The sequence below is a fragment of the Lactococcus cremoris subsp. cremoris KW2 genome, from assembly GCF_000468955.1.
Taxonomy (GTDB): Bacteria; Bacillota; Bacilli; order Lactobacillales; family Streptococcaceae; genus Lactococcus; species Lactococcus cremoris.
Map to the genome: position 1 here is coordinate 1,968,297 of NC_022369.1, position 23,520 is coordinate 1,991,816.

Here is a 23,520-nt window from a genome sequence, read left to right on the forward strand (position 1 = left end):
TGATACTTATTTTTTCCGCAAATCTCCTGAATAAATCACAATGACCACGCCACTATCAAATGAAACTTGCATCTGCTCACTTATAAACTCATTACTTGCATAGATTAAACTAAAATTATCTTCGGCTTTCAAAGGATACTTGGCTCCCACAATAGCCAGACTATCTTTTGTATCGACCTGTACAAAACCAATATATTTGTAAGTTGGTATTCTTTTGAGTAAATGCTGACCTGGTAGTAAATAGGTCACCAAATTTTGTTGGTCAACTAAATGCATTTTGGGAGCAAGACTTTGATATTTTGGCCGTGTTGCTAGGTAGGCATTGGTCAGTAAGTGATCCAAACGTCCGCCTAAAGCACCAGCTATTGTCAGCTCAGCATCTGGAAAATCTTTTAATATAAAATCTAAAGCTGCTTCTAAATCTGTCAAATCTTTTTCAGCCGGTAATTTAATCAACTTGTCAGTACTGACAGAAATTTTATCAAGTTCAGTTTTACTGACAGAATCAAAATCACCAATCGCAAGCGTTAACTGAATCCCTTTTTCCACTAAAAAAAGCGAGCCACGATCCACTCCAATATATTTATCAAAAGTTTCGTCGGGAATAAAATCAGGCAAGCCTGCTACAATTAATATTTTCATCTTTCATCACCTGATCCTGAAATTTTTCCACGATTTAAACGACTTTCTAATTTTTCAATATTTTCGCTTGCAACTTGTTCTAAGGATATTCCTAAATAACGTGCACTTGTCGCCAGATACCACAATAAGTCGCCTAGCTCGTAAGAAATTGCCTTTTTATCATTTACTGACAGCTTTCCCTCTTGGTCCCGAATCACTTTTTTTACTTTGTCAGCAACTTCTCCTGCCTCGCCAGACAGCCCTAAAATTTTGTCCAAAAAAGCAAAATCAATTTTATCCTGAAACTCAATATTTTTATTTAAATCAAATTTGACAATTGCTTTTTGATAAGCATCTAAGTCCATTTTCTCCCCCTTAAATTTTACAAACCCTATTTCAAAGCTTTTTTCGCAATTTTACTTCCATAAAAATATCCGCTAAAATTGCTAAAACCATTTCTTGATAGTCTACTTCATCGACTAAAGCATTTCGCAAGCAACCTTGTTCATAATAAAGGTCACAAAGTTGGCGAAAAAGCCGATGGTATTGTCCCACTTCATCTGGCAATCCTCGCATATTTTCATAAGCCATATTCACAAATAAAAGCAAAATGGCCTCTTCATCAAGATTTTCAGGTTTAATCAAATAGGAAGCATAGCCGCTGATAACAAATTCAGCAATAAAATCCGCCACAAACTGCGAATCAAGATAATTATAATCATACAGTTCATGAGTAATCAATGCCCGCTTGGCCATCCGTTCAGCCAATTGTCTTGTTGCTAAGTCAACCATCGCTTCATATTCATCTTCTGACCAACTCATTCGCTGCTCTTCTTTACTTTTCATAAGTCTAATTATATCACAGTCTTGCAAAGGCTATCATTATCAAAATTTAATGAAAAAATTTTCATTTGCTTCCGATATACTGACTTAAAAGTAAAAGATATCGTAAATTATAAAACAAAAATGTATTTTTTGAAATCAAAATTACATTTTTCGCTTGCTTAAATGAAACTAAACATGTTATACTCCTAGTATTATGAAAAAAATTTTAATTACTACGACTCTTGCACTTGCTCTTCTCTCGTTAGGAGCTTGCTCTAAAAAATCAGACAGTAAAGCCAAAGCCAGTTCATCTGTTTCATCAACGGCTATCTCCTCTTCAAGTTCAACATCTTCTTCAAAAAAAGTTGAAAATACTCAAGAAAATATTAGCTCTAGCTTTCAAATGACTGTAGAAGCTACACAAAAAAATATGGAAACAACGAAAGCTTCTTTCAAAGATACCTACTCAGATATCAAAGTTACTGCAGAAGCCCCTGAAACAATTGTTTATACCTATATTTATAAAAATAAAGTAACCCCTACAGTTTCTAAAGAGGAAATGATTAATCAATTGGCTTTGGGAACAGCGGCTGAGTTCAACAGATTCACCTCCATTTATCCCAATTTCAAAGAACGTTACATCTACTTGAATCCAGATAATTCAGAGATCTTTAATCTCTTAATCACACAAAATGATATTGATGCTGCAAGCTCATCCTCAGCTTCTGAATAATGAATAATAAGTAATAAAAAAGCCTCTAATTTAGAGGCTTTTATTTTTTAAGGTTGGATACGGTTAATCATACGTGGGAATGGAATGGCTTCACGAATGTGTTCTGTTCCAGCCACAAAAGTGACCATACGTTCAAGACCAAGTCCGAAACCAGCATGAGGAACTGAACCAAATTTGCGAAGTTCTAAATACCAATCATAATCTTTAGGATCTAAACCGAAATCAGCAATTTTCTTAAGTAACAAATCATAATCTGTTTCACGTTCTGAACCACCAATAATTTCACCATAACCTTCTGGTGCCAACAAATCAGCACACAAGACACGTTCTGGATTACCAGGAACTGGTTTCATGTAGAAAGCTTTGAAACTTGCAGGATAGTTGACGATAAAGGTTGGAACACCATAGTAATTTGAAATCCATGTTTCATGTGGTGAGCCAAAGTCATCACCATGTTCTACGTGTTCATAGTCTGTGTCATCATCATTTTCATGGGCTTGCAACAAGTCAATCGCATCATCATAAGACACACGTTTGAAAGGCGTATCAATGTATTTTTGCAACATGCTTGTATCACGTTCAAGTGTTTCAAGCGCATAAGCCGCATTATCCAAAACGCCTTGAATCAAAGCTTTTACATAAGCTTCTTGAATATCCAAAGATTCATCATGAGTAACAAATGGATATTCTGCATCCATCATCCAAAATTCTGTCAAATGACGACGAGTTTTTGATTTTTCAGCACGGAATACTGGTCCAAAGTCGAAAACACGTCCAAGAGCCATTGCTCCAGCTTCAAGATAAAGTTGTCCTGATTGTGACAAGAAAGCAGAGTTGCCAAAATAATCTGTTTCAAAAAGTTCTGTTGTGTTTTCTGCAGCATTTCCTGAAAGAATTGGGCTATCAAACTTAATAAAGCCATTTTTCGCAAAGAAATCATAGCTTGCATAGATAATTGCATTACGCACTTGCATCATTGCCATTTGACGTTTTGAGCGCAACCATAAATGACGGTTATCAAGGAGGAATTCAACTCCATGTTCTTTTGGTGTAATTGGATAATCGTGTGAGTGACCAATCACTTCCAACTCTGTCACATCAAGTTCATAACCAAATTTTGAACGTGAATCTTCTTTGACCACACCAGTCACATAAACTGAAGTTTCTTGTGATAAATGTTTGATTTCATCGAATTTAGCTGTTCCTTCTTCTTCACCAAATTTTTCAATCATATTTGGTTTGAAAACAACAGCTTGGAAAAATGCTGTTCCATCGCGAAGTTGAAGAAATTGAAGTTTCCCTTTACCTGATTTGTCAGCGACCCAAGCGCCGATTTTTACTGTTTCACCAACGTGGTCTTTGACATCGATGATTGATATTAAGTCTTTCATAAATAAATCCTTCTAAATTTTTATTTTATATTTTTTAAATCATACTTTTATGACTTTTCAAGCCAGAGTTCTTTTAAGGTTTTTAAATCTTCTTTGAATTCTTTCGTCGTTTGAAGTTCATCTTTTTCTAGCTCTTCAAGAACTTCCAATTCAAAATCAGCCGTTTTTGCTGCTTTTTCAATGGCATAAGGCAAACCAATCCCAGTCTTTTTAGCAAATTCAAAACGATTTTTTACACCTGCTAAGTCTGGTGCTATATCAATATAGCGTTCATTTGTTTCTAAATTTTTATAAGCAACAACTGCCCCTATTTTTTTAGAGAGTTTATAAGCTGATTTTACTTCTTTTTTATCAATCATTCATCCAATCCTTTAATCTTGTTACTGCAGCTTCCAGAGTTTCAAGACTTGTTGCATAACTCAAACGAACATTTTCTGGAGAACCAAAACCTGCTCCTGTAACTAGAGCTACCCCAGCTTCTTCAAGAATGGCTGTCGTAAAATCAGTCACATCTGTATAGCCTTTCATCGCCATAGCCTTGGTCACTTTCGGGAACAAATAGAAAGCACCATTTGGTTTCACAAGTTCAAAACCAGGAACTTCTGAAAGTTGAAGATAAATTTTATTTAAGCGTTCTTCAAATGCAGCATGCATTTTCTCAAAACTTTTATCATTTTCTTCAAATGCCTCTATGGCAGCATATTGAGCAACAGCGGTCGGATTTGAAGTGGTTTGACTGGCAATTTTAGTCATTGCAGCAATAATTTCTGGATCACCTACGGCTAAACCAATTCGCCAACCAGTCATTGCAAATGTTTTAGAAACACCATTAATCACTGTTGTTCTGTTTCTGATTTCATCAGACAGGCTTGAAATTGCTGTAAATTCTGCTCCATTATAAACCAAACGATGATAGATATCATCGGCCAAAATCAATAAATCATGAGCAACTGCCCACTCGCCAATGGCAGTTAATTCTTCTTTAGAATAAATCATTCCTGTTGGATTTGAAGGCGAATTTAGTAATAAAATCTTAGTTTTGCTTGTTCTTGCTTTTTCTAATTGCTCAACCGTAACTTTAAAGTTATTTTCTTGCTTGGCTTCTACAATTACTGGATTTCCACCAGCCATTTTTACTTGGTCGACATAAGAAACCCAATAAGGTGCTGGTATGATTACCTCATCTAAAGGATCAACAGTTGCCATAAAGTAAGCGTAGAGGGCAAACTTTGCCCCAGCCGTAATTAATATTTCGTTTGTTTGAATTTCATAAGCATAAAAACGTGTCCAATACTGTTGAACGGCTTTTTTAAGTTCTGGAAGTCCACCAGCTTGTGTATAAAAACTAGCTTGTCCATTATTTATCGCTTCGATGGCCGCTTGACCAATTTTTTTAGGAGTTGGAAAGTCTGGTTGACCAAGGGTCAAGTCGATAATATCTCGTCCTTGTGCTTTTAATGCTTTGGCACGATTGGCCGCCGCAAGGGTCACAGACTCATCCATTTTTAATACAAAATCAGAACATTTTTTCATATCAACTCTTTTCCTGACTCAAAGTCATAAACTTTAAATCCATTGCTATTATTTACTTCCCAGGCTGGTTTCCCTTTGTAAAGCGCTAAAACAACTGATTTGGTATCTTTAGTCGTTAAGCTTGCAGGTGAAACACCCTCAGATAATTGTACCTCTTTGATTTTACCAGATTTTTTTGGAATTAAAATTCCAACTTCTTGGTTCGCTTTATTGAGCCCGACAATTGAATAAGTCACAGTATCTGTAGACGCAATATCAAATCCCGTCGCTTTGACTAAATCTGTTTTGTCTTTAGCAATATTTATCGCTTGCGCTCGCACAGAATGATAGGGATTCAGACTTTTCCAAAAGAAAAGGCCGATAGACAAATAAATGGCTAAAATTATCACTAAAATTCCGATTATAATTTGCGAATGTCGAGTCATTTTCCGCTTTTTCATTTTTTTCTTCTTTCAAAATTTGAGCAAATCTTTTTCAAAGATATTTCAAGCTATTTATTAGTAAAACTCTCTTATGATTGGTCAAAAATAATTTGTCCAATCTCCCATTTTAAGTTTTTGCTTAAACATGTTTTATTATATCAAAAAATTCTTGATTTCGCTGATTGTGTCAAGTAAATTCAGCATTTTTACAGGTAAAGCTTCTGAGAGATTTTTCCGCATTCTTTTGGCATAGGATTTTCCACCAAGACGTTTATCTAATACAACAATACTTGAGTACTGATTTTTTCGCCGATTCACTCGACCAATTGCTTGACGCATTTTTAAAGTCGCCATGGGAACGTTGAAGTCATAAAAAGGATTTTCAAATTTTTTAGCATATTTTTTAGTTAAAATATCATCAGGTGTCGCAAATGGCAATCTTGGTATAACCAGAATCACTTGGTTTTGCTTATCAAAATCAACACCCTCCCAAAAAGAGCCGAGTCCTAATAAAATTTTTCCTTCACCCTTATCAAATTTTTTCTTGATTTGAGCTGGACTTCCATTAATATCTTGTGCTAAAATATCAAATCCTTCAGCGGATAATTTTTCAGCAACAAAAGTTAATGACATTTTTGAAGTAAATAAAACAACAATTGGGAGATTCAACTTGGCAAGTTCTGCAATGGTATCAGCTGTATAGTCTGCGTAATCAATCAAACTTACATTTTTGATATTAGGAGCATCTGCCACTGTCAATAATTCTTGATTAGTGGCTTGACTACCTTCAATTTTGAAAAATCGATAATCTTTAAAACCAAGTAATTCTGGAAAAGAGGGTTTATCTTTAGATAGAGAAAGTGTCGCTCCCAACATGAACAATTTAGTTTCTTTGGGAATCAGACGCTCAAAATTATAAAAATCTTGGTTGCTACTATAAAGTATGCCATTTTCACGCCAAACTATCTGATTATCAGCTTCCAAAAGTGCCGAAAGTTCTGTCAGCCCGAGTTCATCAGCGTCTATTTTTATTTTACTTAAGTCAAGTTCTTTTTTATTGAGCTGAAAAACAAGACTTTCTTGAAGACGTTTAGTCAGTTGCGGATTTTCACTTGATTCAGAGTCAATTTTTAAGAGTTCATCCGTAATTTTTATACTTTTCTGACCAGCATTTTCCATGATTGGAAATAGTTGTTGAGCCTCATCGACGACAAGCACCCGATTTCCCAAAAAAGTTTCTGGATAATCTGCTAAACGTTCAATCAGATAAGCATGATTCACTACTTTAATTTCAGCTTGTTCAGCTTCTTTTTGAGCTTTCAACCAAAAATCTTGTTCATAATGAAAATGTTTAGTGTTGACATAGCCATCGTGGCGAATGCCATCAAAATAATCATCATTTGTCATGACTTTTGAAACTTCATCCAATTCGCCCGTTTTTGTTTCTGTCAGCCAAATTAAAATCTTCATCTTGAAAATTTCAAAATTTTTGCCATCCGTATTATTTAATAAGAGTTCAGAAAATTTTCTCAAGGAAATGTAGTTTTTGGTTCCTACAATTTTGGCCATTTTAAGACCAAATGTTTCTGCAAGTTTTGGAGCAACATCATTCACCAATTGCTTTTGGAGAACTTTTGTTGCTGTTGAAACAACAATTCGTTGACCTGCTGCTACTAAGGGTAGTAAGTAACCATAAGTTTTCCCAAGTCCTGTCGGAGCCTCAATAAAACTTGCTTGTAAATGTGTAAGCTCTGTTTCCATTAAATGAGCTAATTTTTCTTGCTTTGAGCGAGAAGCTAAGCCCAATCTACTGATGTTTTCTGAAAAATTTGCTGACAAGTCTGTCAGTGGACTTTTTTTACTGACAGAAGATTTAAACTTACGAGTCGCAATATTATGAACCACTTTAAAAGCAGCTGGTCGAATTTTTGTTTTATCTAACTGTTCTTGTAAGAAGCTTTTGCTTTCAAAAAGCAAATTATCTGAATGTCTGAGCAATTCTTCTAAAACACTTCTTGGTAGTTTTTGGATTTTTTCTTCTATTCTTATTAATAATTCTGCCGTTGCATAAGCATCAGAAACCGCAGCATGCGGATGGTCATGAGCTAAGTCTAATTTTTCGCTTAGCGCTTCTAACCCATATTTTTCAAAAGTTGGATAGAAAACACGCGCCAAATCAACCGTGTCAACGCGTAACATTTCATTAAATTCTAAACCAGCATTAAGAAAACTTTTTTCTAAAAGTCCATAATCAAACCGAGCATTATGAGCAACAAAAACACTATCCGTCAGCAGTTTTCTCACCTCTGAGGCAACTTCTGAAAAATCGGGGGCACTTTTTAATTGCTTATCTGACAAACCAGTTAACTCACTAATCCTTGGAAGCAAAGGTTCATGCGGATTTACTTCTGTGGAATAAGTTTCAACGATTTTTCCACCTTCAACAAGCGCAATCCCAATCTGTATAATTTTATTTTCACTACTATGAGCATCGGTCGCTTCCAGATCCACCACAGCATATCGAGTCATATTTTTCACCTATTTCTTACAGTTTTCTTCAATAACCACTCACAAATTTTACTGACAGAAACTCCAGATTGACTTAAGTCCATTTAGAGATAATTTTGAATCTTTGTCAGTAATTTTTGAACATTGTTTTGAAGAAATTCACTTTATCAATTATACCATAAACCTTTTTTAACAGTTTTCTTTTTACAAATTGACAAAATAAGAGTAAAATTAAAATATAGATAAAAACTTATGAAGGAGTCGCCTATGTTAGATAACTATAAGAAAATCCTTGTTGGTATTGATGGTTCGGTAGAAGCTACTAAAGCCTTTGACAAAGCAGTCGCAACAGCACTTCGTAACGATGCTGAACTCGTTATCGCTAACGTCATTGACCTTCGTGCCTTCCAATCTATCTCAGCTTATGATTCAGTTGTTGCTGATGATACACACAAAGGTGCTGAAAATCTCATTAATGACTTTGCTGATGAAGCAAAAAAAGCTGGTGTCAAAAAGGTTAAAACTCGTGTTGAGTTTGGTTCTCCAAAAGTAATGCTCGGACAAACCCTTCCTAAAGAAGAAGAAATTAGTCTAATCGTTCTTGGAGCTACTGGTCTTTCTTACATTGAGCGTATCTTTATCGGCTCCGTGGCGGACTATATTATCAAGAATGCGCCTTGTGACGTACTCGTTGTCCGCCAATAAAAAATTTACACCTTCAACAAATAAAATCACTGACAAAATTTTGTCAGTGATTTTTTTATTTTTATAAAACAAAAGAAATTCAAATCATAGACTTGAATTTCTTTGACTTTAGATTGCGAACTAAAGTGAGGGTATTTTTACAAAAAAACTTGTAAACATAGTTAATTAAAATTATTTGGTAGCCATCTTATTAGAAGAGACTCCAATTTCTGACCAAAGGTTCATATCCCCATAGTCAAGTGTCATTCCGACCACACGTTTGTTAACTGGTGTGTAATTTAATGAAAAGTTGGTTGGAACAACATAAGCTTTTTTATTCATATCATTTTGATATTTAACAAAAGCGGCTTTACGATAAGTTGCACTTTCTGACTTAGTTGAATCAATATCATTCAAATCATTCGTAATTTGTGGGTCGTTAAAGTGACCAATATTATAAGGGGCTGCTGCTGAGAATAAATCTTGTTGAGATGGTTCTGACGAAAGTGACCAAGCCCCATCGGTAATATCCCAATCATTTGCTCCTGGAGGAGTCGTCATATGATCAACCCAAGAATTAAATTCCATCAATTTACCATTGTAAAGACTCACTTTTACACCAATCTTCTTCCATTGTTGGATATAGTTTTGAGCGATGGTTTCTTGATTAGCATCTCCTTGACGCGCTGCATAGACAAGCGATAATTCTTTTCCATCTTTTTCACGGTAGCCTGTAGACTTATTGAGTTTCCAACCATCTGCATCCAAAAGTTTATTTGCCTTGTCAAGATTTTGTTTTTCATAACCTTTGACTGATGAACTTGTAAACTGTTTAAAGATAGGTGGAATTAAACCATTTGCAGGGGTTGCAAGTCCGTTAGAGAACTTATTGTCAACCTCTGCAACATTACGAGCATAAGCAACAGCCTGACGAACACTTTGGTCTTGCAATGGTGTCTTACGGTCTTGAACATTTATTGATTTACTTGTGTCATAATGTCCAAGATTGTAGTACATCAGTGAGATATAGAGTGCTTGTTGACCAAGAACTTTATAGCCCTTCAAGTTCTTCACTTGTTTGTACTGACTAGCGACCATAGAATTGATGAAGTCATATTTACCAGATGAGAGAGCAGCAACTGATTTATTTGTTGAAACTGTTTCATAGGTGATAGAGTTTAATTTTGGTTTTTCGCCCCAATAATATGGATTTGGTACATATTTGATTGATTCGCCAGCGACAACATTTGCTGGTTTGAAAGGACCTGTGACTAATGGTTTGGTTGTCGTTTTTGGACTTGAAGCCAAGTCTTTAGGCGCCACGTCTTTCAAGTATTGATAAGGAGTCACTGTTTCAAGGAAATAGCCATTCCCTGATTGAGTCATTCCTGGTGTCATTTCTTTAAATTGAATCTTGATAACCTTACCATTTTCACCATCTGGGAAAGTAATGCCTGAGATTGTTTTTGCTTTACCTGTATGATAATCACTCAAACCAACGATATTGGCTAAAGAATCGGTCCAACGGTCAGAGCCATAAGCAGGATTAGCAATTGTTTCATAAGTAAATTCATAGTCTTTAGCCGTAACTTGCGAGCCATCAGACCACTTCAAATCTTTACGCAAGGTAATTGTTGCTGTTTTTGCAGAATCATCAAGGCTGATATTCGCAGGACCACCATTGATAAATTTAAAAGCACTATTTGTAAAGAAAATTCCATCTAATCCACCTGCTGGACTAGCCATCGCAGCAAAAGTAGCATCATTCTCAAGTCCAGCCAGCCATTCGGCTTTCATTGGGGAGTCACTTTGATAGGCGACTTTTAGGTCCCCACCTTTGATAGCCTTGTTCGGATTTTTGTAAGCCACATCAAAACTTCCGGCTTTTAATTTTGTAGTGCTTGTACTTGAGCTTTGGTTGGAGCCACAAGCACTCAAGAGTGCAGTTGCTAAAACTGCAGTCGTTGCCAATAAAGTTATATTCAATTTTTTCATGTTAATTTTCTCCCGAAAAATTAAGTTTTATTTCTAGTTTAACTAGAATGTTTAGATTATATCACTAAATTTATTTTTGTCAAACTATTTTTTATATTCTGATATTTTTATTTTATCTTACTGCTTGTCTTTGGTCAGCAACGCGTCTTAGTGCATTACCGATGAAAATAATTGCAAGGACCACAATCAAGATGACTACCGTTGCTGGAACCCAAGTCCAAGGTTTGTCAGTCATCGTTTCTGGGTTCGTTGCCTCACTAATCATCGTCCCCAAAGAAGGAGTCCCTGCAGGAAGTCCGAATCCCAAGAAAGAAAGTCCTGTTTCTAGCCCAATATTTCCGGCAAAGACTAAAGTAGACTCAGCGATAACCAAAGTCGATAAGTTAGGCCAGATTTCTCGGAACATAATTTTTAAATTTGAAGTTCCCGAAGTCTTAGAAGCCCGAACGTAGTCTCGATTAACCTCTGTCAATGTTTTTGCCCGAATTAGACGTGTTGTTCCTATCCAACTAAAGATACTAATAATCCAAATCAAGGACCAAGCATTAAATCGCGGAATAATGGTTACAAAAACGATAATAATCATCAAGTTAGGTAAAATCATCCAAAAATCGGTGAAACGCATGAAGATTAAATCAAACCTTCCCCCGTAATACCCCGTGATCACCCCTAAAACATTCCCGACAACTAAGGTAATCAAAGTCACTGCAAAGGCGATATTAAAGGAATTTCGTGCACTAATCATTAGCATCATGATGATATCGCGTCCACCATTATCCGTTCCCAGCAAATGACCATTGGTCAAAGGCGCCAGATACTGGTCCATGATATTGACATCAACATAATTTGCTTGCTTGAGAAACATCGAGTAGATATAAACTGTCAAAAAGACAACTAAAAGGAAAATTGTTGAAATCAATGCCAATTTATCATGTTTGAGTTCTTCTTTGATTGAGTGAATCAATGATAGAGAATTTTTTTGTTTTTTTTCTGACATTTTCACTCCTTACTGAATCCGAATTCGAGGGTCAACAATTGCCATGATAATATCTGACAAAAGGGCCCCTAATAAGCCCAGAAAACCATTTAACAAAATCAGAGCCGTAATCATTGAATAATCTCGACCAGTGATTGAGGTAATAAAAAGTTGACCCAAACCAGGATATCCGAAAATCGTTTCTGCAAATATCGCCCCTCCTAAAAGTCCCGTAATTACAAAACCAAAGTTTGCCGCAATCGGTAGTGAAGCGTTTCTCAAGATATGTCGAGTGAAAATCACTCTTTCCTTCACTCCTTTGGCTCGCGCCGTTCGCACATAATCCTGCGTTTCTTCATCCAAAATCCCTGAACGGAAATAAGTGAATATCGCGACTGTTCCAAAAACTGCCAAGCTAAAAGCTGGAAGAATCATGTGATAGATTCGACTAAAAAAGACGGCGACAAAACCAACAGCATTTGGACTCACTGTTCCACCCGTTGGAAACCAGCCTAAACTATAACCAAAGATAAAAATCATGACCAAATAGAAAACATAAGGTGGAATACCAAAAGTAATCGAGTTATATGTCAACCATAAACGGTCTTGCCATTTTCCCTCATGACGGGCTGCAACGATAGACATGGGCACAGCAAATAAATAGGTCAAAATCACAGAAAGAAGCGACATCCAAAAAGTATTAACTGCTCGTTGACCAATGACAGTAGTGACAGGCTCTTTGAGATTATAAGACATCCCCAAATTTCCATGAATCGCATGTCCCAACCATCTGAGATATTGTTCCCACCAAGGGTCGTACAGGCCAGCTGCACGCCTTAAAGCTTCAATTTCGTGTGGATCTGTATGTGGCCCAATTAAACCAGAGAAAGGGTCCCCTGGCATCAATTTAGCAAAGAAGAAAACAAGAATACTCAGGATAAATAGTTGCGGAATCATCAATAAAACACGTCTAATAATTACTTTCCACATTTTCCCCTCCTTTTGGTAAAGCTGCCCAGTGTGTTTTACTTAATTCTTGTAAGGGCAGAGCGCGTCCCTCCTTATCATAAAAAATTGATTTTTTAGTTTCAAATTCTTGTTCCACTTCTAATCGTTTCGACCTATTTTCCCTTCTTCTTGAGACATCGATAGAAGGAATAGCGGATAATAAACGTTTTGTGTAAATATGCTCGGCCTGTTCAAAAATATCCTTTCGCGTTCCTTTTTCTACAATTCGTCCATTATGCATGACCGCAATATTATCCGTCATATGTCGCACAACTCCCAAATCATGAGAAATGAACAAAAAAGCGATTCCCAAATCTTTCTGAATGAGTTTCATAAAGTTTAGAACCTGAGCCTGAACAGACAAATCAAGAGCAGAGACAGGCTCATCGGCCACAATTAATTTAGGATTAGTCGCAACTGCCCGAGCTATTCCAATCCGTTGTTGTTGCCCTCCTGAAAATTGAAAGGGATATTGACTTAAAGTTTGTTTGGGTAAGCCCACAATATCCAATAGTTCAAGTATCCTTTTATTTTCTGAATTTGGATCCAATTTTTCAAAATTTCTAATCGGTTCAGCAATAATATCATAAATATTTTTACGAGGATTAAGACTAGAAAATGCATCCTGAAAAATCATTTGTACATCTTTGTTATACTTGAGCTGATTTCTTATTTTCTTCTTGCTGACATCTTGCCCCTTGTAAATCAATTTCCCTGAGGTCATTTGCTCTAGTCCGACGATTGTTTTTCCAATCGTTGTCTTTCCTGAACCAGACTCACCAACCAGTCCAACCGTCTCTCCCTCATGAATGGTCAAATCTACTCCATCAACTGCCGTTACATTATCTGTTACCCGATTAAAGAAACCTGAACGAATCGGGTAATAAACTTTTAAGTCTTTTAGACTAAGAATTTCGCTCACCTCTCACCTCCTTTAACGGTTTGATTTGGGAAATCAAAGTTTTCCCAAGCACTTCCTCGAACCAAATGATTTGGAGAAATTTCAGTCATCTCATTTGAAATTATCTTTTTAGCCTCTTCTTTCATCCAAGGTACGCGTGCAAGAAATAAATCTTTATCATATTCGATTTCAGATAACGAAGGAACATTTCCCGGTATCACATACAAGTCATCTGAAACAGTTTCGGCCGAAGGGTTTGAGCGTAAAAGTGACCTTGTGTAAGGGTGTTTAGGATTGTTGAAGAGTTCTTCGACAGATGCTTTTTCGACTAATTGTCCCGCATACATGACGGCCACTGTATCAGCGACTTCTGCCACTACTCCCAAATCATGAGTAATCAAAATAACTCCTGCATTTTTCTTCTTTTGTACATCTAATATCAAATCTAAAATTTGAGCTTGAATCGTAACATCTAAAGCTGTTGTTGGTTCATCAGCAATAATCAAATCTGGGTCATTGGCTATTGCTATCGCAATCATCACCCGCTGTCGCATTCCTCCTGATAGCTGATGTGGGAATTGATTGGCAACACGCTTAGAATTTGGAATTCCAACCTGTTCTAAGAGCTGGAAAGTTCTACTTTCATATTGGCTTTCTGGATAAACTTCATGAACTGCCAGCATTTCCATGACTTGTTGACCAATTTTCATCAACGGATTCAAAGCAGTTAAAGGATTTTGAAAAATCATCCCTACCTTAGTTCCTCGAAGTTTTGCCATTGAATCTCCAGTTTTGCCAACCACTTCTTCACCATCTAATAAAATGGACCCTTTGATTTGAGTTTGGTTGGGATTATGTAAACCCATGACTGCTGTTGCAAAAGTAGACTTCCCAGAGCCTGATTCCCCAACAATTGCCAAAACCTCGCCGTGTTTAACCGTTAAATCAATATCATAAATTGCTTTTTGCAATTTTCCAGCAATCCGAAAAGCAACGCTCACTTGTTTAGCCACTAAAATATTATTATTTTCCACAGTAACCTCCAAATCGTATCTTTTTTCGTACACTGCGTAATTTATTGCTATCACGTTACTTTTGTTTCAAAAAGATGATTTACGGTATTATAATCCTTTTTATTGAATTTTGCAATAATTTAGCATATTCCAAATAAAAAAACTATCTTCTCAGATAGAATTTGATATAAAATAAAAAAACTCTGCTAGAAAACTAGCAGAGTTTTTAAGTTAATTATTTAGCCAAAGCTTTTTTTGCTTCTTCAGCAAGTGCAGTAAATGCAGCAGCATCAGCGATTGCGATGTCAGCAAGCATTTTACGGTTCACTTCGATGTCAGCTAATTTCAAACCGTGCATCAATTTGCTGTATGAAAGACCATTCATACGAGCAGCTGCATTGATACGTGCAATCCATAATTTACGGAAGTCGCGTTTCTTTTGACGACGATCGCGGAATGCATAGTAGTATGAATTCATGACTTGCTCTTTAGCAGTCTTGAAGAGTCTATGTTTAGCTCCGTAGTAACCTTTAGCGAGCTTTAAAATACGTTTACGGCGTTTGCGAGTTGCAACGCTACCTTTAACACGTGCCATGTGTGTTCTCCTTTAATTCTTAGTAGATTTCATTTTTGTCTTTGAAGACAAGTTTATTTTTTTATTTGAGTTGGAACAAGAATTTTATAATCAACTGTTTAGAGAACTCTCTAAAATCAGATGAGTTATTCCATAGTCGCTTACGCTCCTATAGGGATTGCTCCAATGCAGCGAACCGTGTTCGCTTAACGCATTGTCCGCCTATCGAAGCAGTGCTTCGATGTACGGCGATTGCTCCTTGAAATAAGCTTTGCTTATTTCATAGTCGCAACCATGCGACGGATACGTTTGAAGTCACCTTTAGAAACCATAGAAGCTTTACGAAGTTGACGACGTTGTTTTACAGATTTACCGTGGAAACGGTGAGAAGTGTAAGCGCGGAAGCGTTTAAGTCCGCCGTTACCTGTACGTTTGAAACGTTTAGCAGATGCGCGGTGAGTTTTTTGTTTTGGCATTGTAATTCTCCTTAATTTATATCAGTTAGCAGAAGATGAATTCTGCTTTCTTTATTCTTAAAGCACTAGTCTAAAGAATAAAGACTTGAAAGGCTACCCTTTCGAGACGAGCTTATCTTGTACAGACCTATTTTTTTATAGGAGCAAGTTGCAAGAACATTTGACGCCCATCCATTTTGGCTCTTTGTTCAACGACAGCAACTTCTTTTGTTGCTTCCGCGAACTTGTCCATTACTTGACGACCCACATCTTGGTGAGTAATCATCCGACCTTTAAATCGGATTGAAACCTTAACTTTATCGCCTTTTTCAAGGAACTTGATGGCTTGGCGAAGCTTTGTATCAAAGTCGTTTTGGTCAATAACTGGTGACAAACGGACTTCTTTTACAGAAACAACTGCTTGTTTTTTCTTTGCTTCTTTTTGTTTTTTCTTTTGCTCAAACATGAATTTTGTATAATCCATAATTTTGGCAACAGGTGGTTCTTGATTTGAAATTAAAACCAAGTCCATGTTAAGATTTTCAGCTTGCATTAGCGCCTCAGACGTTGGTGTGACACCTAATTGTTCACCCTCAGCGCCAATGAGACGAACCTCACGAGCACGGATTGCACCGTTCATCATAGGTTTTCTATTGTCTTGTTTAGCTATGTTCGTTCTCCTTCTAATATGATGTGAAAGTTGGCTAAAATTTAGCTCAACTTCTTTTTTAAAGAAAAACAAAAGCGGAACGACAATCTCGCCCCGCTCATGAAAACATTCGTTTTTGAATAATTCCATTTGTTTGCCCAGGGCTATAACCTCTAAGGCGAGAAGCGGGTGCTTCTGCTTTTCAACTCTATTATTCTATCAATTATTTTAGAACTTGTCAAGCCCTAATTCTTTATCAACTTTTGACTGATTGTTTTAGATGACTTTTAAGATTAATTTTATTATTTAGATATATATATAATACAATTTTAGAATATTAGGCCAGCCCTTATTACTAGCATTTTATTATCTTCAAAATACATCATATCATTTAGCAAAATGATAATTAAATGATAAAATGATTATAATAAAATAAAAATACGAAAGGAGAATAAAATGGCAGATACGCAACTAATTACGATTTCTAATATCAGCAATACTACCACTACTCAACATCTCAAAACTTATCAAGTGATGCCTGATAATTCTCTACGCACACTCAGAGAATCCTCTTCATCAAATTGATTTCCATATAATATAGAAAGGAAGACTTCTATGGCTGCACTTGATTTAACTCATCTTACTGATAACATAAAAAAAACAAAGAATTGGTCTATTCATCGTAAAAGGATGTATGCAATGGGATTAATGCATGAACTTTATATCACTGATGGTTCTCTTGATGCTGAGCATTCCATTATTCCTGCAAGTGATCGATTATTAACTGCTCAACTGGTCAGTGAAGTTCTTGACCAACTTATCGAATATGATGAAATCACAATTTTTGAAGAAATGGTTGAAAAAAGTGAATCGATCAATGCTAAGCTTCAATTTTCCCATATCCTAACTTTTAATGATGAAGCCGGGATACAATATATTTTAAATTCCAATAGCTGGTTAAAGATTTTAAATGACTCAAAGGACTTAGCGCTTGTTATTACTGGAAATCTTGTAGGAGATTTTACATTTTTTATTGAGAAATCAAATGGAGTTTTTGAAAAGAAATGTATCACTTTCAGTAAGAATGGAATCTATAGATTAACCCATGCGCCAGTCGAGCAAATCTATTTGACTACTAATGCTTTAAAAATTGATAAAAATTAAAAAACGATTATTAATCGTTTTTTTATCTTATAATGAATTAAATAATTCTTGAATTGTTTCAAACTCATAGTCAGCAATGGTTCCTTTTTCTGCCCCAATATAGGCTGTTTGAAGTCCTAAATCTTTAGCTGGCTTTATATCATGTTCTAGTAAATCTCCAACCATTAAGGTTTCACTGGCTTTGAAATTCTCCTTGTTCAGTAAATTTGTAAAAGCACGCGCGTCTGGTTTTAAATAGCCTGTTTCTCCTGAAATATAAACTGGAAATAATTCTTCAACATTTGAACGCCGTAATTTCTCTCTTTGTTCAACACGTCCACCATTACTTAATAGTGCAAGTTGATATTTTTTTGAAAGATTTTTCAAATTTTGAATGAGTTGCTCATCAGGTTCTATCAACTCAAATAATCTGTTCAAAAATTTTTTGAAGAAAGCCCTAAGATAAATTTCATCAATTTCCAAGTCAAAATATTCGAGAGTCAAGCGTAATCTTTCTTCTCTTAACTCTTCAATGGTCATCTGTCTTTGATGAACTTGGGGCCAGAGCAATTCATCAAATTCGTGATATTTCTCCATAAAATGATTGAGTTCCTGATCAGTAAATGGGCCTAATTGTTCTGAAAAAAGTTGTCGGTGGGCTAATTCCCAATATTTTTCTTTAAAAGGGAAAAGTGTATTGTCCCAATCAAAAATAATGTTTTTTATTTCTGTCATCTATTTCCCTCATTCCATATTTAAGCCTATTTTATCAGCTTTTGATTTATTCTACAAGAAAAAAAGTTACTGATGAAAAGTTGAGTCTAGTCCTAAGTGCTAAAACACAAGGACTCTCCTCTAACTTTTCTATCAGTAACTTTTTGTCAGTAACTTTTTAATTCTAAATTATTTTCCTTCAAGATAAACCATGAGAATACTAATATCAGCTGGATTTACACCTGAAATTCGGCTGGCTTGTCCGAGTGTTTCTGGATTTATTTTTTTGAATTTTTGACGAGCCTCGGTAGCGATGGAATCTAACTTATCCCAATCCATATTTTTAGGAATTCGTTTTGCTTCCAAGCGATGCATTTTGTCCACTTGGTCCATTGCTTTTTTGATGTAACCTTCGTAAGTAATTTCAGTTTCAATCAATTCAATGACTGTGCGGTCAATTACTTCTGGTGCTTGTCCAATGAAATCAATCACTTCATCATAATGAACTTCTGGTCGTTTCAAAAATTCGGCACCTGTCAGTGCATCTTTGATTGGACCAAAGCCCAATTTTCCTAATTTTTCTTGAGTATCAGGCAAAGGTTTGAGTTTTTCCGAATTGAGTCGTTTCATTTCTCGGTCAAATTGAGCCATTTTAGCTTGGTAATGCTCCCATTGTGCATCTGAAACGAGACCAACTTGACGTCCGATTTCTGTCAAACGGCGGTCAGCATTATCATGACGGAGTATCAAACGGTACTCAGCCCGTGAAGTCAAGAGGCGATAGGGTTCTAAAGTCCCTTTGGTTACCAAATCATCAATCATTACACCGATATAAGCTTCACTGCGTTTAAGAATAAATTCTGGTTTTCCTTGAATCTTAAGAGCGGCATTTATTCCGGCAACCAAACCTTGCCCAGCCGCTTCTTCATAACCTGAAGTTCCATTTGTTTGTCCGGCTGTAAATAGACCTGAAATCAATTTCGTTTCAAGAGTAGGACGGAGTTGATGAGGCATCACCACATCATATTCTATGGCATAACCTGGACGCATCATCTTAGCATTTTCGAGTCCTGGAATTGATTTTACTAAATCAAATTGAACATCTTCAGGCATTGAAGTTGAAAGTCCACCGATATAAACTTCTTCTGTATTGCGTCCTTCTGGTTCAAGAAAGAGTTGATGACGAGGTTTGTCAGCAAAACGAGTAATTTTGTCTTCTATGGATGGGCAATAGCGAGGACCTACTCCTTTAACAATACCAGAAAAAAGTGGTGCACGGTGCAAATTATCACGCAAAATCGTATGACTATTTTCCGTAGTATAGGTCAACCAGCAAGGAATTTGGTCTTTTAGATAATCCTCGTCAGAGCTCATAAAACTAAAATGATTTGGCGCTTCATCTCCTGGTTGGATTTCTGTTTTATCGTAATCAATTGAACTTGCCAAAACTCGTGGTGGTGTTCCAGTTTTAAAACGACCAATTTCAAAACCAATTTCACGTAAATTATCTGCTAAACCAATTGATGAAAGAGAATTATTTGGTCCAGAAGAATACTTCAATTCACCGATGATAATTTCCCCACGTAAAGCTGTTCCAGTCGTGATGATGACAGCCTTGGCCCCGTATTGTGTTCCTGTTGATGTCCGAACACCAATAACTTTTTGCTTTTCTTCATCAAGGATGAGTTCTTCAACCATTCCCTGACGGAGTGTCAAATTTTCTTGGTCAGAAACGGTGTTTTTCATCGAAGCAGCATATTCATCTTTATCAGCTTGGGCACGGAGGGCACGAACTGCTGGACCTTTCCCTGTATTAAGCATCTTCATTTGAATATAGGTCTTGTCAATATTGCGTCCCATTTCCCCACCTAGGGCATCAATTTCTCTGACAACAATTCCTTTAGCTGAGCCACCAATTGATGGATTACATGGCATAAAGGCAACCATGTTAAGATTAATCGTCATCAGTAACGTTTTAGAACCCATGCGTGCAGCCGCAAGCGAAGCTTCAACACCCGCATGTCCTCCTCCGATGACGATGACATCATAATTTTCTTGAAAATTCATTTTTTACTACGAATTTTTTAAAATTCGCCTTTCTTTTTATTTTGATAAAAGTTCTTGCAAAACTGCTGACAGAACTGCCAAACTTACTGACAATTCTTTTATCTAACGATTTAATGCTCACTCTTTGTACACATTAAACATAAATATTTTGCAAATAAAAAAGCCAAAGCTGTGAAAAATATGTCAAAAAATCCTCTCATCAGTTACTGAAAGAAAATCAATAAATTGACCCTCCTGTCAGTAATTTTTAAAAGTTTTTTGTCATATTTTCCCGAGCTTTGACCATCGAGTTCTTATCTAAGATAATGATATTTTAACTCATTTTATCATTTTTTTCAAGACTATTTTCTTATCATTTTCAAAATCAAGTAAATCTATTACTATTTACAAAATTTCTTCCAATTCTCGATATAAAACTTGTCCAAGAATATCTTGTGCCGAGAGATAATCGTCAAAAAGAATAATTCGGTCTTTTTTCTTATCTGTAGGGTCATACTGCCCAGCATAGTCAATTCTACCATTAGCCAACCTGACAGGAATAGCACTTCCTTGCGGATAGACCCCTAAGAATTTACCAGAATCTTTTCCTTCACCAATTAGTTTTAGATAAGGGAGTTCGTTTTCTGGAGTTACCCCTTCTAAGACAAGTTCATACTGAATATCACCGAAAGTTGCTGATGGACCTGAAACAACGATACTTTTGCTTTGACGATTTTTCCACAGTCCTGACAAAGTCAAAAAATTACCTTTTTTAACCTCTTTAGTATTTATTTTTAGTCCAACTTTTTTTATTTCTTTTTTATTTTCAATCGAATTTTGCTGACTACCTGCAGTATTCGAAATTGAAGACTCTTTAGATTGTTCTTGAATATTGTGGAGCAAGGTCAATCCAAGAATCATAATAAGTAATATTAAAAATCCATCTAATATAATTAATGGTTTCTTCATAGCCTCTCCTAACATTAGATTTATATTATAAAATAATTATAATATAATTTCAAGTCTCTTACCACTAAAATGCTCACAGTCATTTTACAAAAGAAAAAGAAAGTTTTCCTAAAAAGTAAACTTTCTCATTTTTTAATTTTCGTTTTTTATTGAACAGAATCGCTCAGGAAGCTCCCCTGATTTTTTACTATAACCTGAACGTTTTTTTTCAAGAGGAATCGCATGCCAATCTTCAAGCAAAGCAATACTGTGATAACGTTGCAAATAGCCTACACAATCTTCACACCATTCTTCATCACCATTTTGCCAAAATGCGGTTTGTAATCCTGACTTACTAGTGAATTCTTTAAAATTCTCAGCCATCTCAAACCATTCTTTTTTGTACCATTTTAAAGCTTTATAAAAATCATCAAATTCGTCTACTGAAACTATATCTTCTTTCCAGCCTTCAAAGAACCACCATGGCTCATCGGTGCCGTACATTGTAACTACTCTATACATCTCTTCTTCTTTCCGCTGTTTTTTTCTTTGTATCTTTGCATACCTATTCTAGCGGATTTTTTTCTTTTTTTAAAATAATTTGCTTAATACTTTTTTCTGTCAGACAGTAATCTTTAGGCTGTATCTTTTTCGATTGTTTCGACACAAAAATTCCAAAATTCTTTAAGACGCTCATTTTCTTGCGTCAAGTGAAGAATCCCAACGACGGCTTCAAAACCAGTTGAAATCCGATAAGTGACAACATCGGTATTTTTGGCCGTAGTTTTAGAGTGAGCGTTACGTCCTCTTTTGAAATATGTGAGTTCATATTCCGTAAGAAAATCGACTTCTTCCATAGCTCTGATGATTTTTGCTTGCGCTTTAGCTGACACAAATTTTGTGGCATTTTTTTGAAGGAAAGCGGGTTTTGTCAGCCCTTTTTCTAACAAGTAATCGCGGACAAAAACTTCAAATATTGCATCCCCCACATAGGCAAGGGCAATTCCATTTAAAAGTTCTGCTTGTTGCTTATTCACGATGCCACCGTACCCCATCTTTTGTATCTTCAAGAACAATTCCTTGAGCCTTCAAAGCATCACGAATTTCATCTGATTTCGCAAAATCACGGACTTCTCGTGCCAATTGTCTCGCTTCAATCATCGCTTCGATTTCACTATCTAAACTTTGTTCAATTTCAAATTTTATGCCTAATATTTCTAAAATCTGATCAAAGAATGCTTTGACCTCAGCTCCCCCATTTCCTTTATTGACCCACGAAACAAAGTCATAAAAAACAGTCATTCCATTAGCAATGTTGAAATCTTCATCCATAGCAGCCACAAAATCATTTCTAAAAGTTGTCAAAGCCGATAGATTGGACTCAGCTTGGTCATCCAAATGTCGGTAAGCATTTTCTATTTTTTTAATATTATTTTCTGCTTCTGTCAGTGCATCATCAGTAAAATTAAGCGGTCTTCTGTAATGAGTTGTTGCCAAAAAGAAACGTAAAATTTGTGGGTCAACAACTTGAAGTAATTCATGGACAGTTGTGAAATTTCCTAATGATTTGGACATTTTTTCACCATCAACATTGACAAAACCATTGTGCATCCAATAGTTAACAAATTTTTGGCCTGTTTTTGCTTCAGATTGTGCAATTTCATTAGTATGGTGAGGAAATTCTAAATCTGCTCCCCCTCCATGAATATCAATCGTTTCACCCAATAACGAAGTTGACATAACAGAACATTCAATATGCCAACCCGGACGTCCTGCTCCCCAAGGGGCTTGCCACGAAACTTCATCAGCTTTTACAGATTTCCAAAGGGCGAAATCGGCTGGTGATTCTTTTAAATTAGTTTCCTCATCCGTACGTCCAGAAGCCCCTGCAAGTAAATCTGCAAGATTTTTATTTGCCAATTTAGCGTAATCTTTTGATTTAGCTACACGGAAATACACATCACCCTCAGAAATATAAGCGTAGTCCTTATCCAAAAGTTCTTGAATAAAATCAATCATCGCTTCGATAAATTCCGTTGCTTTTGGATTTTGGCTGGCTCTTTTGACATTCAATAAATCAGTGTCTTCATAGAATGCCGCAATATAGCGTTCTGAAAGTTCTTTTGTACTGATATTTTCACTGGCAGCTGCCTTAATAATTTTATCATCAACATCTGTGAAATTAGAGATATATTCAACTTCAAATCCCCGAAATTCCAAATATTTTCTGACTAAATCAAAAGCAACAACTGAGCGAGCATTTCCCACATGGATGTAATTATAAACGGTCGGTCCGCAGACATACATTTTAACTTTTCCAGGTTCAATCGGTTGAAAATCTTCTAGCTGTCGACTATAAGTGTTATATATTTTCATTCTAT

26 protein-coding genes and 1 other annotated feature are annotated in these 23,520 nt (G+C 36.1%); of the genes, 4 read left to right on the forward strand and 22 right to left on the reverse strand.

The features are described 5' to 3' along the window. Positions 1 to 6: 6 nt before the first annotated feature. The 3 genes from KW2_RS09365 to KW2_RS09375 are packed head-to-tail and all read right to left on the reverse strand — an operon-like array spanning position 7 to position 1,467. Positions 7 to 642: a thiamine diphosphokinase gene (locus tag KW2_RS09365; protein WP_011835740.1), complete on the reverse strand. Its 636-nt coding sequence runs from the start codon at positions 640 to 642 to the stop codon at positions 7 to 9. Beyond that, on the reverse strand, positions 639 to 986 hold the full coding sequence (locus tag KW2_RS09370; RefSeq protein ID WP_021037793.1) for a nucleoside triphosphate pyrophosphohydrolase family protein: 348 nt from the start codon (positions 984 to 986) through the stop codon (positions 639 to 641). Before KW2_RS09370 ends, KW2_RS09365 begins: the two co-directional genes overlap by 4 nt. Positions 987 to 1,017: 31 nt before the next feature. Next, the gene (locus KW2_RS09375) at positions 1,018 to 1,467 is read right to left on the reverse strand and encodes a hypothetical protein (RefSeq protein ID WP_041168656.1); all 450 of its coding nucleotides are present in this window, start codon (positions 1,465 to 1,467) and stop codon (positions 1,018 to 1,020) included. Between the two features lie 193 nt (positions 1,468 to 1,660). Here KW2_RS09375 and KW2_RS09380 point away from each other — a divergent pair, with 193 nt between their 5' ends. Beyond that, entirely contained in the window at positions 1,661 to 2,179 is a 519-nt protein-coding gene (locus tag KW2_RS09380; RefSeq protein WP_021037795.1) for a hypothetical protein, read from the forward strand. 47 nt (positions 2,180 to 2,226) lie between these two features. On the opposite strand, the gene asnS is transcribed toward KW2_RS09380, so the two are convergent. From asnS to KW2_RS09405, 5 genes are all read right to left on the reverse strand, one after another. Next, entirely contained in the window at positions 2,227 to 3,570 is a 1,344-nt protein-coding gene (asnS, locus tag KW2_RS09385; protein WP_014572126.1) for an asparagine--tRNA ligase, read from the reverse strand. Positions 3,571 to 3,617: 47 nt separating this feature from the next. Further along, positions 3,618 to 3,929 carry a GIY-YIG nuclease family protein gene (locus KW2_RS09390; protein WP_021037796.1) on the reverse strand — a complete coding sequence of 104 codons (312 nt, stop codon included), beginning with the start codon at positions 3,927 to 3,929 and terminating at the stop codon, positions 3,618 to 3,620. Further along, on the reverse strand, positions 3,922 to 5,103 hold the full coding sequence (locus KW2_RS09395; RefSeq protein ID WP_021037797.1) for a pyridoxal phosphate-dependent aminotransferase: 1,182 nt from the start codon (positions 5,101 to 5,103) through the stop codon (positions 3,922 to 3,924). The genes KW2_RS09390 and KW2_RS09395 overlap by 8 nt, the downstream gene beginning before the upstream one ends. After that, the gene (locus KW2_RS09400) at positions 5,100 to 5,543 is read right to left on the reverse strand and encodes a cell wall elongation regulator TseB-like domain-containing protein (RefSeq protein WP_011676846.1); all 444 of its coding nucleotides are present in this window, start codon (positions 5,541 to 5,543) and stop codon (positions 5,100 to 5,102) included. The genes KW2_RS09395 and KW2_RS09400 overlap by 4 nt, the downstream gene beginning before the upstream one ends. Positions 5,544 to 5,678: 135 nt before the next feature. Beyond that, a complete protein-coding gene (locus tag KW2_RS09405; protein ID WP_021037798.1) occupies positions 5,679 to 8,054 on the reverse strand; it encodes a helicase C-terminal domain-containing protein in 2,376 nt (791 codons plus the stop codon). A 246-nt stretch (positions 8,055 to 8,300) separates the two neighbouring features. On the opposite strand from KW2_RS09405, the gene KW2_RS09410 reads away from it, so the two are divergent. Next, a complete protein-coding gene (locus KW2_RS09410) occupies positions 8,301 to 8,738 on the forward strand; it encodes a universal stress protein (protein ID WP_010906159.1) in 438 nt (145 codons plus the stop codon). A gap of 171 nt (positions 8,739 to 8,909) precedes the next feature. Here KW2_RS09410 and KW2_RS09415 read toward each other — a convergent pair whose 3' ends face one another. The 8 genes from KW2_RS09415 to infC all read right to left on the reverse strand — a co-directional run bounded on the left by KW2_RS09415 (position 8,910) and on the right by infC (position 16,282). Continuing rightward, positions 8,910 to 10,712, reverse strand: a complete 1,803-nt coding sequence (locus KW2_RS09415; RefSeq protein WP_021037799.1) for an oligopeptide ABC transporter substrate-binding protein — start codon at positions 10,710 to 10,712, stop codon at positions 8,910 to 8,912. A 112-nt stretch (positions 10,713 to 10,824) separates the two neighbouring features. Beyond that, on the reverse strand, positions 10,825 to 11,709 hold the full coding sequence (locus tag KW2_RS09420; RefSeq protein WP_021037800.1) for an ABC transporter permease: 885 nt from the start codon (positions 11,707 to 11,709) through the stop codon (positions 10,825 to 10,827). 9 nt (positions 11,710 to 11,718) lie between these two features. Then, complete coding sequence (oppB, locus tag KW2_RS09425; protein ID WP_011835749.1) at positions 11,719 to 12,678, reverse strand: murein tripeptide/oligopeptide ABC transporter permease OppB; 960 nt, start codon at positions 12,676 to 12,678, stop codon at positions 11,719 to 11,721. Further along, complete coding sequence (locus KW2_RS09430) at positions 12,659 to 13,618, reverse strand: ATP-binding cassette domain-containing protein (RefSeq protein WP_011676851.1); 960 nt, start codon at positions 13,616 to 13,618, stop codon at positions 12,659 to 12,661. The genes oppB and KW2_RS09430 overlap by 20 nt, the downstream gene beginning before the upstream one ends. Then, positions 13,615 to 14,631 (reverse strand): ABC transporter ATP-binding protein, encoded by a 1,017-nt coding sequence (locus KW2_RS09435; RefSeq protein WP_021037801.1) that lies wholly within the window; start codon positions 14,629 to 14,631, stop codon positions 13,615 to 13,617. Before KW2_RS09435 ends, KW2_RS09430 begins: the two co-directional genes overlap by 4 nt. Before the next feature lie 214 nt (positions 14,632 to 14,845). Beyond that, positions 14,846 to 15,205, reverse strand: coding sequence for a 50S ribosomal protein L20 (gene rplT / locus KW2_RS09440; RefSeq protein ID WP_011835750.1), 360 nt, complete (start codon positions 15,203 to 15,205; stop codon positions 14,846 to 14,848). A 254-nt stretch (positions 15,206 to 15,459) separates the two neighbouring features. Continuing rightward, positions 15,460 to 15,660 (reverse strand): 50S ribosomal protein L35, encoded by a 201-nt coding sequence (rpmI, locus tag KW2_RS09445; protein ID WP_011676854.1) that lies wholly within the window; start codon positions 15,658 to 15,660, stop codon positions 15,460 to 15,462. Positions 15,661 to 15,787: 127 nt separating this feature from the next. Then, positions 15,788 to 16,282: a translation initiation factor IF-3 gene (infC, locus tag KW2_RS09450; protein WP_021165690.1), complete on the reverse strand. Its 495-nt coding sequence runs from the start codon at positions 16,280 to 16,282 to the stop codon at positions 15,788 to 15,790. A gap of 87 nt (positions 16,283 to 16,369) precedes the next feature. After that, positions 16,370 to 16,495: a sequence feature (ribosomal protein L20 leader region), on the reverse strand. 249 nt (positions 16,496 to 16,744) lie between these two features. On the opposite strand from infC, the gene KW2_RS12340 reads away from it, so the two are divergent. After that, entirely contained in the window at positions 16,745 to 16,873 is a 129-nt protein-coding gene (locus KW2_RS12340) for a hypothetical protein (RefSeq protein WP_011835752.1), read from the forward strand. Positions 16,874 to 16,903: 30 nt separating this feature from the next. Beyond that, entirely contained in the window at positions 16,904 to 17,452 is a 549-nt protein-coding gene (locus KW2_RS09455) for a hypothetical protein (protein WP_021037802.1), read from the forward strand. 27 nt (positions 17,453 to 17,479) lie between these two features. Here the strand turns inward: KW2_RS09455 and KW2_RS09460 are convergent, their stop codons facing one another. The 6 genes from KW2_RS09460 to cysS form a co-directional block, all read right to left on the reverse strand. Continuing rightward, the gene (locus tag KW2_RS09460) at positions 17,480 to 18,166 is read right to left on the reverse strand and encodes an HAD family hydrolase (protein WP_021037803.1); all 687 of its coding nucleotides are present in this window, start codon (positions 18,164 to 18,166) and stop codon (positions 17,480 to 17,482) included. 168 nt (positions 18,167 to 18,334) lie between these two features. After that, the gene (gene mnmG, locus KW2_RS09465; protein WP_021037804.1) at positions 18,335 to 20,212 is read right to left on the reverse strand and encodes a tRNA uridine-5-carboxymethylaminomethyl(34) synthesis enzyme MnmG; all 1,878 of its coding nucleotides are present in this window, start codon (positions 20,210 to 20,212) and stop codon (positions 18,335 to 18,337) included. 384 nt (positions 20,213 to 20,596) lie between these two features. Next, positions 20,597 to 21,160: a hypothetical protein gene (locus tag KW2_RS09470; protein WP_011676860.1), complete on the reverse strand. Its 564-nt coding sequence runs from the start codon at positions 21,158 to 21,160 to the stop codon at positions 20,597 to 20,599. A gap of 132 nt (positions 21,161 to 21,292) precedes the next feature. Beyond that, positions 21,293 to 21,661, reverse strand: a complete 369-nt coding sequence (locus KW2_RS09475) for a DUF1033 family protein (RefSeq protein WP_041168657.1) — start codon at positions 21,659 to 21,661, stop codon at positions 21,293 to 21,295. Positions 21,662 to 21,774: 113 nt separating this feature from the next. Then, the gene (locus tag KW2_RS09480; protein ID WP_014735129.1) at positions 21,775 to 22,176 is read right to left on the reverse strand and encodes a Mini-ribonuclease 3; all 402 of its coding nucleotides are present in this window, start codon (positions 22,174 to 22,176) and stop codon (positions 21,775 to 21,777) included. Next, positions 22,169 to 23,515 carry a cysteine--tRNA ligase gene (gene cysS / locus KW2_RS09485; RefSeq protein WP_021037806.1) on the reverse strand — a complete coding sequence of 449 codons (1,347 nt, stop codon included), beginning with the start codon at positions 23,513 to 23,515 and terminating at the stop codon, positions 22,169 to 22,171. Before cysS ends, KW2_RS09480 begins: the two co-directional genes overlap by 8 nt. Positions 23,516 to 23,520 lie beyond the last annotated feature (5 nt).